The organism is Defluviimonas sp. SAOS-178_SWC (assembly GCF_039830135.1).
GTDB lineage: Bacteria > Pseudomonadota > Alphaproteobacteria > Rhodobacterales > Rhodobacteraceae > Albidovulum.
On the sequence record NZ_CP156080.1, the window covers coordinates 50,624 to 66,607 of the forward strand.

The 15,984-nt window shown below is 67.2% G+C and carries 15 protein-coding genes; 13 read left to right on the forward strand and 2 right to left on the reverse strand.

The annotated features are described in order from the left end of the window. The first annotated feature begins 1 nt into the window (after position 1). The 6 genes from V5734_RS00270 (at position 2) to V5734_RS00295 (ending at position 6,012) form a co-directional block, all read left to right on the forward strand. Positions 2-1,882, forward strand: a complete 1,881-nt coding sequence (locus V5734_RS00270; RefSeq protein ID WP_347309690.1) for a heavy metal translocating P-type ATPase — start codon at positions 2-4, stop codon at positions 1,880-1,882. Positions 1,883-2,012: 130 nt separating this feature from the next. Beyond that, positions 2,013-2,618 carry a TetR/AcrR family transcriptional regulator gene (locus V5734_RS00275; protein WP_347309691.1) on the forward strand — a complete coding sequence of 202 codons (606 nt, stop codon included), beginning with the start codon at positions 2,013-2,015 and terminating at the stop codon, positions 2,616-2,618. After that, positions 2,618-3,775 (forward strand): efflux RND transporter periplasmic adaptor subunit, encoded by a 1,158-nt coding sequence (locus tag V5734_RS00280; protein WP_347309692.1) that lies wholly within the window; start codon positions 2,618-2,620, stop codon positions 3,773-3,775. The genes V5734_RS00275 and V5734_RS00280 overlap by 1 nt, the downstream gene beginning before the upstream one ends. After that, a complete protein-coding gene (locus V5734_RS00285; RefSeq protein WP_347309693.1) occupies positions 3,772-4,908 on the forward strand; it encodes an ABC transporter permease in 1,137 nt (378 codons plus the stop codon). The genes V5734_RS00280 and V5734_RS00285 overlap by 4 nt, the downstream gene beginning before the upstream one ends. A gap of 4 nt (positions 4,909-4,912) precedes the next feature. After that, positions 4,913-5,611 (forward strand): ABC transporter ATP-binding protein, encoded by a 699-nt coding sequence (locus tag V5734_RS00290; RefSeq protein ID WP_347309694.1) that lies wholly within the window; start codon positions 4,913-4,915, stop codon positions 5,609-5,611. Beyond that, positions 5,608-6,012 (forward strand): hypothetical protein, encoded by a 405-nt coding sequence (locus V5734_RS00295; protein WP_347309695.1) that lies wholly within the window; start codon positions 5,608-5,610, stop codon positions 6,010-6,012. Before V5734_RS00290 ends, V5734_RS00295 begins: the two co-directional genes overlap by 4 nt. On the opposite strand, the gene V5734_RS00300 is transcribed toward V5734_RS00295, so the two are convergent. Continuing rightward, complete coding sequence (locus V5734_RS00300) at positions 6,002-7,363, reverse strand: formimidoylglutamate deiminase (protein WP_347309696.1); 1,362 nt, start codon at positions 7,361-7,363, stop codon at positions 6,002-6,004. The genes V5734_RS00295 and V5734_RS00300 overlap by 11 nt on opposite strands. 81 nt (positions 7,364-7,444) lie before the next feature. Between V5734_RS00300 and hutI the strand changes: the two genes are divergently transcribed. Genes hutI through hutU form a run of 4 tightly spaced genes read left to right on the forward strand, consistent with a single transcriptional unit; the run spans position 7,445 to position 12,646 of the window. Further along, positions 7,445-8,653 (forward strand): imidazolonepropionase, encoded by a 1,209-nt coding sequence (hutI, locus tag V5734_RS00305; protein ID WP_347309697.1) that lies wholly within the window; start codon positions 7,445-7,447, stop codon positions 8,651-8,653. Beyond that, positions 8,650-10,188 (forward strand): histidine ammonia-lyase, encoded by a 1,539-nt coding sequence (gene hutH / locus V5734_RS00310; protein ID WP_347309698.1) that lies wholly within the window; start codon positions 8,650-8,652, stop codon positions 10,186-10,188. Before hutI ends, hutH begins: the two co-directional genes overlap by 4 nt. Beyond that, positions 10,185-10,985 carry an N-formylglutamate deformylase gene (gene hutG, locus V5734_RS00315; RefSeq protein WP_347309699.1) on the forward strand — a complete coding sequence of 267 codons (801 nt, stop codon included), beginning with the start codon at positions 10,185-10,187 and terminating at the stop codon, positions 10,983-10,985. The genes hutH and hutG overlap by 4 nt, the downstream gene beginning before the upstream one ends. Beyond that, a complete protein-coding gene (gene hutU, locus V5734_RS00320; RefSeq protein ID WP_347309700.1) occupies positions 10,982-12,646 on the forward strand; it encodes a urocanate hydratase in 1,665 nt (554 codons plus the stop codon). The genes hutG and hutU overlap by 4 nt, the downstream gene beginning before the upstream one ends. A gap of 50 nt (positions 12,647-12,696) precedes the next feature. Here the strand turns inward: hutU and V5734_RS00325 are convergent, their stop codons facing one another. Beyond that, complete coding sequence (locus tag V5734_RS00325; RefSeq protein WP_347309701.1) at positions 12,697-13,386, reverse strand: GntR family transcriptional regulator; 690 nt, start codon at positions 13,384-13,386, stop codon at positions 12,697-12,699. Positions 13,387-13,523: 137 nt separating this feature from the next. Here V5734_RS00325 and V5734_RS00330 point away from each other — a divergent pair, with 137 nt between their 5' ends. Genes V5734_RS00330 through V5734_RS00340 form a run of 3 tightly spaced genes read left to right on the forward strand, consistent with a single transcriptional unit; the run spans position 13,524 to position 15,982 of the window. Then, on the forward strand, positions 13,524-14,942 hold the full coding sequence (locus V5734_RS00330) for an ABC transporter permease subunit (RefSeq protein ID WP_347309702.1): 1,419 nt from the start codon (positions 13,524-13,526) through the stop codon (positions 14,940-14,942). Then, positions 14,918-15,088, forward strand: a complete 171-nt coding sequence (locus V5734_RS00335; protein WP_347309703.1) for a hypothetical protein — start codon at positions 14,918-14,920, stop codon at positions 15,086-15,088. Before V5734_RS00330 ends, V5734_RS00335 begins: the two co-directional genes overlap by 25 nt. 3 nt (positions 15,089-15,091) lie before the next feature. Continuing rightward, on the forward strand, positions 15,092-15,982 hold the full coding sequence (locus V5734_RS00340; RefSeq protein ID WP_347309704.1) for an aminotransferase class I/II-fold pyridoxal phosphate-dependent enzyme: 891 nt from the start codon (positions 15,092-15,094) through the stop codon (positions 15,980-15,982). The last annotated feature ends 2 nt before the right edge of the window (positions 15,983-15,984 follow it).

Below are 15,984 nucleotides of genomic sequence, written 5' to 3' on the forward strand. Positions count from 1 at the left end.
CATGGAAACCACCCGGACCGACCGCTTCAAGACCGCCATCCTGCTCTTGGCCGCGACCGGCCTGATCGCGGGACTTGCGTTCCACTTTGCTGGCCAGTCCGACCTCGCGCGCCGCGTCTGGTTCGCCGGCGTCGTTCCCGCGCTTGCCGCGCTGGTGGTCGAGATCCTGCGCAGCCTGCGTCGCGGAGAGGTCGGGCTGGATATCGTCGCGGCGCTCTCCATGTCGGCGGCGCTCGTCTTCGGCGAGACGCTCGCGGCGGCGGTCGTCGCGGTGATGTATTCCGGCGGCACCTTCCTTGAGGCCTTCGCCGAAGGCCGCGCCCGGCGCGAGATGCACGACCTTCTGTCCCGCGTGCCCCGGACGGCGACCCGGCATCTGAATGGCGGGCTGGAAGACGTGCCGCTCGACGGGATCGCCCCCGGCGACCGCCTCCTGATCCGGCAGGGCGACGTCGTGCCGGTCGATGGCACCGTGGCGTCCGAGACCGCCTTCGTCGACACCTCGGCGCTGACGGGCGAATCCCTGCCGGTCCGGCTGACGCGCGGGGCCGACGCCATGAGCGGCTCGACCAATGCTGGCGAGGCCTTCGACCTGACCGCGACGCGGGAGGCGAAGGACAGCACTTATGCCGGGATCGTCCGGCTGGTCGAGGAAGCGCAGGCGTCGAAGGCACCGATGTCGCGGCTCGCCGACCGCTGGTCGCTGGGCTTCCTCGTGATCACCATCGGCATCGCCTTTGCGGCCTGGTGGTTCACCGGCGACCCGATCCGGGCGGTCGCAGTGCTGGTCGTCGCCACGCCCTGTCCGCTGATCCTCGCGGTGCCGGTGGCGCTGGTCGCCGGCCTTTCGCGCGCGGCGCATTTCGGGGTGCTGATCAAGGGGGCGGGACCGCTCGAGACGATGGCGCGCATCCGTACGCTGATCCTCGACAAGACCGGCACCCTGACGGACGGCCGCCCGCGGATCGTGTCCATCGACAGCCATGACGGGATGGCCGAGGACGATATCCTGCGCCTCGCCGCCGCGCTCGACCAGGCGTCGCAGCATCCGGTGGCGCAAGCCATCGTTGCCGCCGCGAAGGCAAGGTGTTTCATGCTGCCGGTCCCATCGGAGGTCGCGGAGATCCCGGGCGAAGGCGTCGTGGGTCACGTCGAGGGACGCCAGGTCATCGTCGGCGGCGACGGCTTCGTCGCGTCCCGCGTCGGACGGAGACCCGGCGATCATCCCGCCATGGCCGCCGGATCGGTGCTGGTCGCGGTCGCGGTCGACGGGCACATGGCGGGGCATCTCGTCATGTCCGACCCCTTGCGCGACGGTGCGGGCGCGATGCTGGACGGTCTGCGCCGCGAGGGGATCGGGCGCATCCTGCTCGCCACCGGCGACCGCGCGGACGTGGCCGAGCGCGTGACCGAGGGGCTCGGCCTCGACGGTCTGCGGGCGGAACTGGCGCCGGACCAGAAGGTTCTGCTGGTCCTCTCCGAGCGCAAGAACGGCCCGGTGATGATGGTGGGCGACGGGGTGAACGACGCGCCGGCGCTGGCGGCGGCCGATGTCGGTGTCGCCATGGGCGCGCGGGGCGCCGCCGCCTCTGCCGAGGCGGCCGACGTCGTGCTTCTCGTCGACCGGATCGACCGGCTGGGCCCGGGGATCGAGATCGCCCGCGCCTCGCGCCGGATCGCGTTGGAAAGCGTCATCGCCGGGATCGGCCTGTCGGTTCTCGGCATGATCGCCGCCGCCTATGGCTATCTGACCCCGGTCGAGGGCGCCTTGCTCCAGGAAGTGATCGACGTCGCCGTGATCCTGAACGCCCTGCGCGCGCTGCGAATTGCCCCGAGGGAAATGCCAGGAACCGCCAGTGTCATGCCAGGCCAGCCGGCGTAGCCCCACGGGCGCAAATCGGGGCTGGTCGCGGGGCGAACGGCCCGGATACCGCCTGCGGCCATCTTGAATCTCGCGTCGGGCCCAATTAATTAGTGATCAATAACTAACTATGGTGCCCCGCATGAAGCGCATGTCTGCTGAGTCCCGTAAGGCCGAAATCATCGCAGCGACACTGCGGCTCGCGGACGAGCTTGGCCCGGATCGTCTGACGACGCAGGCGATCGCCGACGCCGTCGGACTGACCCAGCCCGGGATCTTCCGGCACTTTCGGACGAAGCAGGCCCTGTGGCAGGCCGTCGGCGAAGCGATGGACGCGCAGATGAGCGCGAACTGGGACGCCGTCCTGTCCAAGGCCAAGGCGCCGGAAGACAGGCTCCGTGCGCTTATTCTGACACAGCTTGCTCAGATCGAGCGCACCCCGGCGATCCCGGCGATCCTCCATTCGCGCGAACTCCAGGCGGAAAATCCGGATCTTCATCGCCGGTTTCGGACGATCATGATGCGGTTTCTGGGCTTGCTCGCGGCGGAACTTGAGAGGGCGCGCGGGATGGGTCTGATCCGGCGCGGTCTCGATCCGGGGGATGGGGCGCTCCTGCTGATCTCGCTGGTCCAGAGTCTCGCGATGCGGTGGACGCTCGGCGGGCGCGCCTTCACGCTTCAGGCGGAGGGGCGGCGGCTTCTCGAAACCCAGCTCGCCTTGATGAGCCGCCCCGCGGATGAGGGGAGGACAGGCTGATGCGGCGCATGACACTGGCCATCGTCGGCGGCGCGCTGGGTCTGGCGGCCCTGGCGGGATATCTGTTCCTGAACGAACGGCCGCTGGTCGTTCCCATCGTATCGATCGAACGGGACGTGCCGGTCACGGTCTACGGTCTCGGCACCGTGGAGGCGCGCATCCTCTCGCGGATCGGGTTCGAGGTCGGCGCCGCTCTGACGGAGCTTTCCGCCGACAGCGGCGACAGGGTCTCCGCGGGACAGGTTCTCGCGCGCTTGCATCCGAGCGAGCAGGAAGCCCGCATCGCACGGGCCGAGGCGGCTGTCGAGGCGGCCGCGGCCGGCCAGACCAAGGCCGAAGCCGCGGTTGCCCGCGCCCGTGCCGATCTTGCGCAGTACGAACTGACCAATGCCCGCCAGCAGGCTCTGGCCCGGCGCAACACGATCTCGGACCAGACCGCAGAAGAGGCCGAGCGGGATGTGGCGGTCGCCGCCGCCGATCTGGCGGTGGCTGAAAGCGAGATCGCCGTTGCCGCCGCCCAGCACGCCGATGCGACGGCCGCGCTGCGCTATGAGCGTGTGCTTCTCGATCATCATGAGCTGCACGCGCCCTTCGATGCGGTCGTGGTCGCCCGGCATGTCGAGGCCGGAACCGTGGTGCGGGCGGGTGAGCCGGTCTTTACCCTGATCGACCCGGCGAGCGTCTGGACGCTGGCCTATATAGACGAGGCGCGGGCCGGCGCCATCGCCCTGGGCCAGCCGGCCGAGATCCGTTTGCGGTCGCTGCCGCATTCGGTGTTCACCGGCCACGTGTCGCGGATCGGGATCGAGAGCGACCGGGTCAACGAGGAGCGGCGCGTCTGGATAACCTGCGACACCTGTCCGGCGCAGGTGTATCTCGGCGAACAGGCAGAGATCCGCATCACCGTCGCGACCCTGCCCGAGGCGCTGCTTGTGCCCGAGATCGCGATCCGCGGCTTTGACGGCCATACGGGCCGGGTCTGGACCGTGATGGACGGGGCCGCAACCGAAGCGACCGTCACCTTCGGACATCGCACCGAGGATTCGCGCGCCCAGATCGTGGATGGCCTGCCCGTGGGCGCGGACGTCGTGGCGGTGCCCGTCGCCGGGCTGACCGAGGGGCGCAGGCTGCGCACCGGCCGGAAGGACGCGCCATGAACCTGGCCTTGCGCGACGTCCGGCACAACCTGTTCCGCTTCGTGCTGACCTGCCTCGGTCTCAGCCTGCTGATGGCGGTCGTCCTCGCCATGATCGGTATCTACAACGGTCTGGTCGCCGACGCGCTGAACATCGTCCGCGCACCGCGCGTCGATCTGTGGGTGGTCGAGTCCGGCACACAGGGGCCCTTCGCCGAAGCCTCGAAGATTCCCGGCGGCACGCGCGATGCGGTGGCGCGTCTGCACGGCGTGGCCGACGCGGGAAGCATCAGCTATCAGACGGTCGAGACGGCCCATGCAGGCGACGCGCTGCGGCTCTATGTGATCGGCTACGAGCCCGGCCGCCCGGGCGGGCCGGAGCGGATCGCCGAAGGGCGTGGCATCGCCCGCAGCCATTTCGAGATCGTGGTGGACCGCAAGACCGGGCTTTCGCTCGGCGACCGCGTTCGCCTCGGGCGCGACGATTTCACCGTCGTCGGCCTGGTCGAGGATGTCACCAACTCGGGGGGCGATCCGGCCGCCTTCATCACGCTCGCCGACGCGCAGACCCTGCAATCCGAACTGGCGCCGCCGGCGCAGCGTGTGCAGGAAGCGCGTGGTGCGGGCCTTCTGGAAAGCGCCGATACCGTTTCGGCGGTCATCGCGAGGCTCGAGCCGGCGGCGGATCTCGACGGCGTGGCGCGGCACGTGCGGCAGTGGAAGCATCTCGGCGCCATGACCCAGGCCCAGCAGGAGGCGATCCTGCTGGACTCGGTCGTGGATCGCGCCAAGCGCCAGATCGGCCTGTTTCTCGGCATCCTTCTGACCGTATCGGCCGTGGTGATTGCCCTGATCATCTACACGATGACCATGGAGAAGCTGAAGCAGATCGCCACGCTGAAGCTGATCGGCGCGCCGGACCGCACCATAATCGGACTGATCGTCCAGCAATCGCTCGCCCTCGGGCTTGTGGGGTGGAGCTTCGGCCTGCTGCTGATCCTGCTGGTCAAGGACTACTTCCCGCGCCGGGTGGTGCTGGAACCCTTTAACGCCGCCGTGCTGGCGGGAATCATCATCGTTGTCTGTATCGCGGCCAGCGGGCTCGGCGTGCGCGCCGCGCTGAAGGTCGATCCGGCGACCGCCATCGGAGGATGAGACAATGCACCCCCTGATCGAACTGTCGGGCGTGTCGAAGCATTTCGGCGAGGGTCCGACACGGGTCGATGCTTTGCGCGACATCAACCTGACGGTGCGGCAGGGCGAGGTGGTGGCGCTGCTCGGGCCCTCGGGCTCGGGCAAGACGACACTTCTGAACATCATCGGCTGCATCATTCCGGCAAGCGGAGGGCGTGTCATCCTGGATGGCGAGCCTGTCTATGACGGCCGCTGGCTGCGCCGTGATCTGCGCCGGCTGAGGCTCGACAAGATCGGTTTCATATTCCAGTTCCACAACCTGCTCCCCTTCCTCAATGCCCGCGACAACGTCGCCCTGGTGCTGACGCTCGCGGGCCAGCCGGTGGCGGACGCGCAGCAAAGGGCGGACGCCTTGCTGGATTATCTCGAGGTGGGTCATCGTGCGCATTCGATGCCCGCGCAGCTTTCCGGCGGCGAGGCGCAGCGCGTCGCCATCGCCCGCGCGCTCGCGAACCGCCCGCGCATCATCCTGGCGGACGAGCCGACCGCGGCGCTCGACAGCAAGCGCGCCGGGATTGTCATGGATCTCCTGCGCAAGCTGGCGGCCGAGCAGGACGCCTGCATCGTCGCGGTCACCCATGACGAGAAGATCTATGACAGGTTCGACCAGCTGTTCCACCTGAGGGACGGCGTCCTCGACGATCAGAAGGAGTTGGCGACATGACAACCACATCACCGGCCTCTTGGCCCCTCCGGGTCGCGGCGGCCGTGGCGGTGGCCTTCGGCGCGATGACGATCCTGTCGGGGGGGACCGTCCTCTTCGGAGGCGACGCGGCGCGCGAGGCGGCCGGCAAGGTCGTCCCCTTCGTGCTGTGGTTCAACTTCCTGTCCGGCTTTGTCTATGTCGTCGCCGGACTCGCCATCGGCTTCGGACGTCCCTGGGCAGCCAGGCTTTCCGTCGGACTGGCCATCGCGATCGCTCTCGTCCTTGCCGCGTTCGGCCTGCATGTCGTACGGGGCGGCGCTTTCGAACCGCGCACCGTCATCGCCATGACGGTGCGCCTCGTGGTCTGGATTGCGATTGGGCTCGTCGTCTCGACCAGGCGGGCCGGGATCAGACGCTGACCAATTCCTCCATCGCGGCGCGATAGGTTTCGAAGACGGCGTCCCGTCCGACATGATGTCCGCCGCGCACGACATGCCGCCCGGCGCTCCAGACATCGCTGACGACATTGTCCTTCGCCGCAAAGACAAGGCCGTCCAGAAGGTGATCGCGCGAGAGGGCGCAGAGCGCCGCGGACCGGCTGTCGATTGCGACGAGATCGGCCAGTTTTCCCGGGGCGATCGCACCGGATGCGCGCGCAAGAGCCTGCGCGCCACCCTGCGCGGCCGACGTATAGAGAAACGCGCCGACCGAGCCTTCGCCCGGGATCAGCACGTTGCGGCCCGTGTCGCGCAGGCGTTGCGAATATTCCAGCGTGCGAAGCTCTTCGGTCAGCGAGATATTGACGTTGGAATCCGACCCGATCCCGAAGCGTCCGCCGGCCCTGGCATAGTCCGGGCCGTTGAACGGCCCGTCGCCAAGGTTGGCCTCGGTGATCGGGCAAAGCCCCGCGACAGCGCCGGTTGCGGCCATGTTGCGCGTTTCGGCATCGGTCATGTGTGTGGCATGGATCAGGCACCACCTGTCATCCACCTCCTGGTGATCAAGCAGCCATTCGACCGGCCGCGCGCCGAGCCATGCTTCGATCTCCTGCACCTCGCGGGGCTGTTCGGCTATATGGATATGGACCGGACCCTGCCCGTTCTCTGCGAGGGCGCGCGCCAGATCTGCAGGCGACGTGGCACGGAGCGAATGCGGCGCGATGCCGATGCGGGCATCGCCCGGCAGGTTCCCGAGCGCGGCGGCCGCACGCTCCACCAGACGCTGGAACCGGTCGACATCGTTGCCAAACCGCCGCTGGCCCGCGTTCAGCTCCGTCTGCCGCGCCCCGCCATAGCTGTAGAGCACCGGCAGATGGGTCAGGCCGATGCCCGTCTGCGATGCCGCCGCGAAGATCCGTTCCGACAGTTCCGCGATGTTGTCGTAGGGCGCTCCGCCGGGCTGATGATGAACATAGTGGAACTCGCCCACGCTGGCATAACCGGCCTCCAGCATCTCGACATAGACCTGCGCGGCAATCGCTTCGATCTGTTCGGGCGTGAGCCGATCCATGAAGCGATACATCAGCTCGCGCCATGTCCAGAAACTGTCGCGGCCGGCCTGCCGGAATTCGGTCATGCCGGCCATCGCGCGCTGAAAGGCATGGCTGTGCAGGTTGCCGAGCGCGGGCAGGAGCGTGTCCACCGCCACGTCCCCGGCCCCCGGCGACGCGTCGGGTTCGATCGCGGTGATCACACCCTCCGCAATGGTCAGTCGGACATTGCTTGCCCAGCCCTCGGCCAAGAGCGCCTGTTTCGCATGTATCACAGCCATATTCCCGCGTTTAACAAATTTATGTCTAGACATATAAACCTGTCGGCGATAATAGGAAAGCAGAATCTGGAGGGACGATTGATGACTGCCACGCTCCGGCTGCTAACCAACCTGTCAGCCGCCACCATGACCGGCGAAGCGCCTTACGGGCTGATCGAAGACGCCGCCATCGCGCTCGACGGCGGGAAGGTTCGCTGGGTGGGGTCGCGCGGCGATCTGCCGCAAGACCTCGCGGATGCCGAGCAGGTCGACCTCGGTGGCCGCCTCGTCTCGCCCGGGCTGATCGACTGCCACACGCACCTGGTCCATGGCGGCAATCGTGCGGCGGAGTTCGAGATGCGGCTGAACGGGGCCAGCTACGAAGAGGTGGCGCGGGCGGGCGGCGGGATCGTCTCGACCGTCACGGCAACGCGCAAGGCCACCGAAGATGCCCTGCTGACCAGCGCGCTTGCCCGCGCCGACGCCTTGATCGCGGAGGGCGTGACGACGCTCGAGATCAAATCGGGATACGGGCTGGATGTGGAGACCGAGCTCAGGATGCTGCGCGTCGCCCGCGCCGTGATGGCGAACCGCCCGGTGCGGGTGAAGACCTCCTTCCTCGGCGCCCACGCGGTGCCGGCGGAATACAACGGCCGCGCCGACGCCTATATCGACGAGGTCTGCATCCCGGCCTTGCGCGCCGCCCATGAAGACGGGCTGGTGGATGCGGTGGACGGGTTCTGCGAGGGCATCGCCTTTTCGCCCGCCCAGATCGCCCGCCTCTTCGATGTGGCGCAGGAACTGGGCCTGCCGGTCAAGCTTCATGCCGAACAGCTATCGAACCTTGGCGGCGCGGCGCTGGCGGCGGGCTATGGCGCGCTCTCGGCCGATCACATCGAGTATCTGGACGAACCCGGTGCTGCGGCGATGGCAAGGGCCGGAACGGTCGCGGTGCTCCTGCCCGGCGCCTTCTACACGCTGCACGAAACGCAGATGCCCCCTGTGCAGACCTTGCGCTCCCACGGTGTGCCGATCGCGCTGGCGACCGACGCCAATCCCGGCACCTCGCCGCTGACCTCGCTTCTGCTGACGATGAACATGGGCTGCACCCTGTTCCGTTTGACGCCCGAGGAGGCGCTGCGCGGGACCACCGTGAACGCCGCCCGCGCCCTGGGCCTGGTCGATGTCGGCACCATAGCTCCCGGCCAGTGCGCCGAACTGGCCGTCTGGGATGTCGAGAAGCCCGCTGAACTTTCCTACCGCATCGGGTTCAACCCGCTGCATTCCCGCATCTTCGGAGCCGTCCAATGACCACACTGACCCTGACCCCCGGCGCGGTGACGCTGGCCGACCTCGCCCGCGTCTATCGCGACGAGAGCGCCGTGCGCCTCGACCCGGCCTGCCACGGTGCCGTCGCCGAGGCCGCCGCGCGGATCGACGCCGCAGCCAACGGCAAAGCCGCGGTCTATGGCGTGAATACCGGGTTCGGCAAACTCGCCTCGGTCAAGATCGCCGCAGAGGACACCGCGACGCTGCAACGCAACCTGATCCTGTCGCATTGCTGCGGCGTCGGCGCCCCGATCCCGCGCGGACATGCCCGGCTGATGATGGCGCTGAAATTGCTGTCGCTGGGCCGTGGCGCCTCTGGCGTGCGGATGGCGCTGATTACCCTCATCGAAGAGATGCTGGCGCGCGGCGTGACCCCGGTGATCCCGGTTCAGGGCTCCGTCGGCGCGTCGGGCGACCTCGCCCCGCTGGCGCATATGGCGGCGGTGATGATGGGGCACGCGGAAGCGGTTTATGAAGGCCAGACGCTGCCCGGCGGCGAGGCGCTGAAGCGCGCGGGGCTTCGGCCTGTCGAACTCGGGGCCAAGGAAGGGCTCGCGCTGATCAACGGCACGCAATTCTCCACCGCCTTCGCGCTCGCCGGCCTGTTCGACGCCTGGCGCGCGGCGCAGGCCGCGCTGGTGACCTCGGCCATGTCCACCGACGCGATCATGGGCTCCACCGCGCCGTTGCAGCCCGAGATTCACGCCCTGCGCGGCCATGCCGGCCAGATCGAGGCCGCCGCCGCCATGCGCGCCCTGCTCGACGGCTCGGAAATCCGCGAAAGCCACCGCGAGGGCGATACCCGCGTGCAGGACCCCTACTGCATCCGCTGCCAGCCGCAGGTGACGGGCGCCGCAATGGACATGCTGCGCATGGCCGGCCGTACGCTGGAGATCGAGGCCAACGCCGCCACCGACAACCCGCTGGTCCTGACCGAAGCCGGCATGATCGTCTCTGGCGGCAACTTCCACGCCGAACCCGTGGGCTTCGCCGCCGACATGATCGCGCTTGCCGTGGCCGAGATCGGCGCCATCGCGCAACGCCGCATCGCGCTCATCGTCGATCCCACGCTCAGCTTCGACCTGCCGCCCTTCCTGACGCCCGATCCGGGCCTGAACTCCGGCCTGATGATCGCGGAAGTGACCACCGCCGCCCTGATGAGCGAGAACAAACACCTCGCCAATCCCTGCGTGACCGACTCGACGCCCACCTCGGCCAATCAGGAGGACCATGTGAGCATGGCGGCCCACGGCGCCGTGCGGCTGGGCCGGATGGTCGCCAACCTCGAACGAATCCTTGGCGTCGAACTGCTCTGCGCCGCGCAGGGCATCGAATTCCGCGCGCCGCTTTCGACCAGCGCTCCTCTGGCTGCCGTGCTGGCACGCCTGCGAGAAAGCGTCCCGACGCTGGCCGAAGATCGCTACATGGCGCCCGATCTCGAACGCGCGGCGGAGCTTGTGCGCGGCGACGCGCTTCCGCAGGCGGCGGGCACGCCGATGCCGGAGCTGGGCGCATGACCCCGGTCGAAATCTCACGCGGCGACGGCCCCATCGTGCTGGGCCTGCCCCACACCGGCACCTGGCTGCCCGACGACATCCGCGCCCGGCTGAACCCGCGCGGGCAAGGGCTGGACGACACGGACTGGCATATCGACAGGCTCTATGACGGGCTCTTGCCGGGCGCGACCACGGTGCGCGCCACCTTCCACCGCTACGTGATCGACGCCAACCGCGATCCGTCGGGTGTCAGCCTCTATCCCGGACAGAACACCACCGGGCTGGTGCCGCTGACCGATTTCGACGGGGAACCGATCTGGCGGAGCGCACCGGACGCCGACGAGATCGAGGCCCGGCGGCTGGCCTTTCACGCCCCTTACCATGCCGCGCTGGAGGCCGAACTCGACCGGGTGCGCGAGAAACACGGCGTGGCGATCCTCTACGATTGCCACTCGATCCGCAGCCACATCCCGTTCCTTTTCGACGGCACCCTGCCGGATTTCAACATAGGCACCAACATGGGTGCCACCTGCGCCCCCTCCATCGAAGCCGCAGCCCAGAAGATCTGCGAAGCCGCGGTGGGGTATAGGTCGATCCTCAACGGACGGTTCAAGGGGGGCTGGACCACGCGCCACTACGGCCGCCCCGCCGAAGGATTGCACGCGATCCAGATGGAACTGGCGCAGTCGACCTATCTGACGGAAGAGGCCGCGCCCTGGAGTTACGACACCGCAAAGGCCGAAAAACTCCGTATCCCGCTTTCGGAAATTCTGGAAACCCTGGCCGGCCTGGCCCCGACCCTTGGAGGCAAACGATGACCAATCCTCGTCACAACACCCGCGATATCTATCCCGACACCGGGGCCGAGATCACCGCGAAAAGCTGGCTGACCGAAGCGCCGATGCGGATGCTGATGAACAACCTGCACCCCGACGTCGCCGAGAACCCGCATGAGCTGGTGGTCTATGGCGGCATCGGCCGGGCGGCGCGGACATGGAAAGACTTCGACACGATCGTCGCCAGCCTCAAGGAGCTGGAAGACGACCAGACCCTGTTGGTGCAATCGGGCAAGCCCGTCGGCGTGTTCCGCACCCACAAGGATGCGCCACGTGTGCTGATCGCCAATTCCAACCTCGTGCCGCATTGGGCCAACTGGGACCATTTCAACGAACTCGATAAGAAGGGTCTGGCGATGTATGGCCAGATGACCGCCGGGTCGTGGATCTATATCGGCAGCCAGGGCATCGTGCAGGGCACCTACGAGACCTTCGTGGAAGCGGGCCGCCAGCACTATGACGGCCACCTCACGGGCCGCTGGATCCTGACCGGCGGGCTTGGCGGCATGGGCGGCGCGCAGCCGCTGGCGGCGGTGATGGCCGGGGCCTGCTGTCTGGCCGTGGAATGCGACGAAACCCGCGCCGATTTCCGCCTGCGCACCCGCTATGTCGACGAAAAGACCCATAGTCTGGACGAGGCGCTGGAGATGATCGAACGCTGGACCAAGGCGGGCGAGGCGAAATCGGTGGCCCTGATCGGCAACGCGGCGGATGTCTTTCCCGAACTGGTGAAGCGCGGCGTGCGCCCCGATATCGTGACAGACCAGACCTCCGCCCACGACCCGATCCACGGCTACCTGCCGCAGGGCTGGACGGTCGCCCAATGGCGCGAGAAGCAGGAAAGCGACCCGAAAGCGGTGGAGAAGGCCGCGCGCGCCTCGATGAAGGTGCATGTGGCGGCCATGGTCGATTTCTGGAATGCCGGCGTTCCGACGCTCGATTACGGCAACAACATACGGCAGGTGGCGCTGGAGGAAGGGTTGGAGAATGCCTTCGCCTTTCCCGGCTTCGTGCCCGCCTATATCCGCCCGCTCTTCTGCAAGGGCATCGGCCCGTTCCGCTGGTGCGCGCTGTCCGGCGATCCGGAAGACATCTACAAGACCGACGCCAAGGTGAAGGAACTGGTGAACGATCCGCACCTGCACAACTGGCTCGACATGGCGCGCGAGCGGATCAGCTTCCAGGGGCTGCCTGCGCGGATCTGCTGGGTGGGGCTTGGTGTGCGCCACAAGCTGGGCCTGGCCTTCAACGAGATGGTCCGCAACGGAGAGCTGAAAGCGCCGGTGGTGATCGGGCGCGATCACCTCGACAGCGGCTCGGTCGCCTCGCCCAACCGCGAGACCGAGGCGATGAAGGACGGATCGGACGCGGTGTCCGACTGGCCGCTGCTGAACGCGCTCCTGAACACCGCCAGCGGTGCGACCTGGGTGTCGCTGCATCACGGCGGCGGCGTTGGCATGGGGTTCTCGCAGCACTCCGGCATGGTGATCTGCTGCGACGGCACCGAGGATGCCGACCGCCGCATCGCCAACGTGCTCTGGAACGACCCGGCCACGGGTGTCATGCGCCATGCCGACGCGGGCTATGACATCGCGAAGGACTGCGCGCGAGAGCACGGGTTGAACCTGCCGGGGATCCTCTGAACCCCGCCTGAGATCCGCTGCGACAGGGGTGTCGCAGCGGATTTCGATCTTCAGTATTGGGTGGTCATCCTGTGGCCACGCCGATAGGTCAGCCGAACCAGCGTGACGGCCTTTCCCTGAAGCCAGGTCGTGCGCTCGGCGCGAAACAGCGCATTGCCGGCGGAACACCCCAGATGGTCGGCGAGGTCCTGATCCGCCTCGACAGCCGAGAAACTGATCTCGGCATTCGAGAACGGGAGTTCGGCGACCAGCCATTCGTTCGGTCCGGTGGTCGAGAAATCGGCCTCTATCACATGCGGGACGATCTCGGGATTTATCCAGCGATCTTCGTACTGATAGGGCATGCCGTCGGCATAGTGCATGCACACAAGATGCAGCACGTCCTGACCGGGGTTCAGATCCAGCCGCCCCCGCAGCCAGTCAGGCACCGCCTGTACCGTGCGATCGACCAGCGCATAGCGATAGTCCGCCCCCTGCGCCGCGATCTCCTCTCGCACGATGGGGATCGAGAAACGGGCCTGACGGATCGGCGCCATGCGCACGCGCGTACCGGCCTTGCGCTTGCGCTCGACGATGCCTTCATCGGCGAGTTCGCGCATCGCCCGGTTCACAGTGGCCCGCGCGCAGCCATAGCGTTCCGCCAGGTCGATCTCGTTCGGCAGGAGGCCGCCCGGTCGCATCACGCCGCTTGCAATCTGATCGAGAAGATCTGCCTTGACGTCCTTGAAGGTCACGGTCATCGGGTCTGCCTTTCCTCTCGCCTCAGCCGATCTAACCAATAGACCAGCCCACCTAAACGATCTTTGGCTATACAGCATCGGCTCACACTTCATATTAATATACATAACGAAATAAGCGCAGACAATAGGAACAGACCTTGTCGCCAATCCTGAAGATCATCATCTCCCGCCTGACCATGGATTTTCTCACGCTCCTGATCGTCAGCGAGCTGATCTTTTCGGCCATCGAACTGTTGCCGGGCGACATCGCCACCGAAACCCTGGGCCAATCCGCGACACCCGAAACCATCGCCGCGTTCAAGGAGCGCTTCAACCTCAACGATCCGGTCCACCTGCGATACCTCTACTGGCTGCGCGACGCCTTGCAGGGCGATTTCGGCATTTCGCTGTCGAACCAGCGCCGGATCGCGGAGCTGATCGTCGTGCGCGCCGCCACCACCTTTTTCCTTGCCGGCTATGCCGCTCTGATCGCGGTGCCTCTGGCGCTGCTCCTGGGAATGCTGGCCGCACTCCACCGAAACTCGGCCTTCGACCGGGGCGTCTCGGGCGCGACGCTGGCGGCGATCTCGTTCCCGGAGTTCTTCGTGGCCTATATCCTCGTCTTGGTGTTCTCGGTCCTGCTCGGATGGTTTCCCAGTCTTTCCAGCGTCGACGCGGACATCGGACTGGGCGAGCGGCTCTACCGGACCTTCCTGCCGGCGCTGACGCTGACGATGATCGTGGTCGCGCATATGATGCGCATGACGCGCGCGGCGATCATCAATCTGCTGGCCCTGCCCTATATCGAGATGGCGCATCTGAAAGGCATGCGGCGCTGGCGGGTGATCGCCATCCATGCGCTGCCCAACGCGGTGGCCCCGATCATCAACGTCGTGGCGCTGAATCTCGCCTACCTGGTTGTCGGCGTGGTGCTGCTCATCGGGTTGACCGCCCTTTTCGCGCCGCTGCTTGCGTCCTTCCCGGAAACCGAAGTCGTGGGGCCGCAATACAGCCCTTGGGCAGCCCCTTATTACCTTGGCACCGACGCGCTTGGGCGGGACGTGCTGTCGCGGATGATCTACGGCGCGCGCAACACGGTGGGCATCGCGCTGCTGACCACCGCGCTTGCCTTTCTGCTCGGGGCCACGTTCGGCCTTCTGGCGGCCACGCTGGGCGGCTGTTTCGACATGATCGGCAGCCGGGTGGTCGATGTGCTGATGGCGATCCGCTCGTTGATCTTCGAGCTTCTGGTGTTGCCGATCACCGGCACCTCGGTGGTCGCGCTGATCCTGGTGATCGCGGTGCTGGACAGCACGCGAGTCTACCGCCTGTCGCGCGCGGTGGCGCAAGGCATCCTGACGATGGACTACGTCGAGGTGGCGCGGATGCGCGGCGAAGGGCTGTTCTGGATCATCCGTCGTGAAGTATTGCCCAATGCCGCCGCCCCTCTGATCGCGGAATTCGGGCTGCGCTTCTGCTTTGTCTTCCTGTTCATCTCGGCACTTTCGTTTCTTGGCCTCGGGTTGCACCGCCGATTGCCGACTGGGGCACGATGGTGCGCGAAAGCGCCAAGCTGATCTCGTTCGCCGACTTTTCGACCTGGCAGACCGCCACCTTCGGGTTTGCGCCGTTGCTGCCCGCCGGGGCCATCGCGCTGCTGACCGTGGCGGTAAACCTGATCGTGGACTGGGTGCTGCACCTGGCCAGCGGACTTGAGGATTGAGTCATGATCGACACTTCAGACATGTTGCTCGATATCCGCGGCCTGAAAATCGAGGGCCAGTCCGGCGGGGCGTGGCAGCCCATCGTCAAGGGCGTCGACCTGACCCTGCGGCGGTTGCGCGGCAAACGCATCGCCTACGTGGCGCAATCGGCGGCGGCGGCGTTCAATCCGGCCTTCCGCACGGTGCTGCGGCCCGGCGATCATGTCGTCACGGTCTGCCCGAGTTTCGGGTTGCACGAATTCGGCGCGCAGGCCTGCGGCGCGCATGTCACGAAGGTGCCTTTTTCGCCCGACTGGTCCTTCCCTCTCGACGGTCTGGCACGGGCAATGTCTGCGGAAGCCCCCCGTGTGCTGATCGTCTCCTCGCCCAGCAACCCCGCCGGTCCGGCGATCAGCGCTGCCGAGTTCGGCGCGCTGCTGGCCGCAACCCCGGCCGACACGCTGGTGGTCTTCGATGAGGCCTACCTGGAATACCTCGATCCCGACATGCGCTTCGATGCCATGGCGCGGCTCGCCGCGGGGCCGCATCCATGGATCGTGCTGCGCACCTTTTCCACGGCCTACGGGCTGGCGGGCGTGCGCGTGGGCTATGGCATCGCCTCTGCCGCGGATCTGGTGGCGCCGATGGTGAAGGCACGCAATCCGTTCGGCGTCAACGCGCTGGCGGTGGCCGCCGCCCGTGCCGCGCTGCGCGATGCCGACTACCTTGCCCGTTCGGTAGCCCTATACCACATGGGCGCGCGCGACGGTCGGCACGCCGGAAGAGACCCGCATCTTCCTCGACGCGGTGGCCGCTCTGCCCTGCCTCGCCTGAATAGAGGCGCACCCTGGCACATGGCGGCCCGAATGCCCGAGCCGCGCCAGGAGGGGGTATGCCATGCCGGGCACAGTTGACA

Coding starts and splice junctions, on each gene's coding strand:
- V5734_RS00270 (WP_347309690.1), top strand. CDS start 2: ATGGAAACCACCCGGACCGACCGCTTCAAGACCGCCATCCTGCTCTTG.
- V5734_RS00275 (WP_347309691.1), top strand. CDS start 2,013: ATGTCTGCTGAGTCCCGTAAGGCCGAAATCATCGCAGCGACACTGCGG.
- V5734_RS00280 (WP_347309692.1), top strand. CDS start 2,618: ATGCGGCGCATGACACTGGCCATCGTCGGCGGCGCGCTGGGTCTGGCG.
- V5734_RS00285 (WP_347309693.1), top strand. CDS start 3,772: ATGAACCTGGCCTTGCGCGACGTCCGGCACAACCTGTTCCGCTTCGTG.
- V5734_RS00290 (WP_347309694.1), top strand. CDS start 4,913: ATGCACCCCCTGATCGAACTGTCGGGCGTGTCGAAGCATTTCGGCGAG.
- V5734_RS00295 (WP_347309695.1), top strand. CDS start 5,608: ATGACAACCACATCACCGGCCTCTTGGCCCCTCCGGGTCGCGGCGGCC.
- V5734_RS00300 (WP_347309696.1), bottom strand. CDS start 7,363: ATGGCTGTGATACATGCGAAACAGGCGCTCTTGGCCGAGGGCTGGGCA.
- hutI (WP_347309697.1), top strand. CDS start 7,445: ATGACTGCCACGCTCCGGCTGCTAACCAACCTGTCAGCCGCCACCATG.
- hutH (WP_347309698.1), top strand. CDS start 8,650: ATGACCACACTGACCCTGACCCCCGGCGCGGTGACGCTGGCCGACCTC.
- hutG (WP_347309699.1), top strand. CDS start 10,185: ATGACCCCGGTCGAAATCTCACGCGGCGACGGCCCCATCGTGCTGGGC.
- hutU (WP_347309700.1), top strand. CDS start 10,982: ATGACCAATCCTCGTCACAACACCCGCGATATCTATCCCGACACCGGG.
- V5734_RS00325 (WP_347309701.1), bottom strand. CDS start 13,386: ATGACCGTGACCTTCAAGGACGTCAAGGCAGATCTTCTCGATCAGATT.
- V5734_RS00335 (WP_347309703.1), top strand. CDS start 14,918: ATGGTGCGCGAAAGCGCCAAGCTGATCTCGTTCGCCGACTTTTCGACC.
- V5734_RS00340 (WP_347309704.1), top strand. CDS start 15,092: ATGATCGACACTTCAGACATGTTGCTCGATATCCGCGGCCTGAAAATC.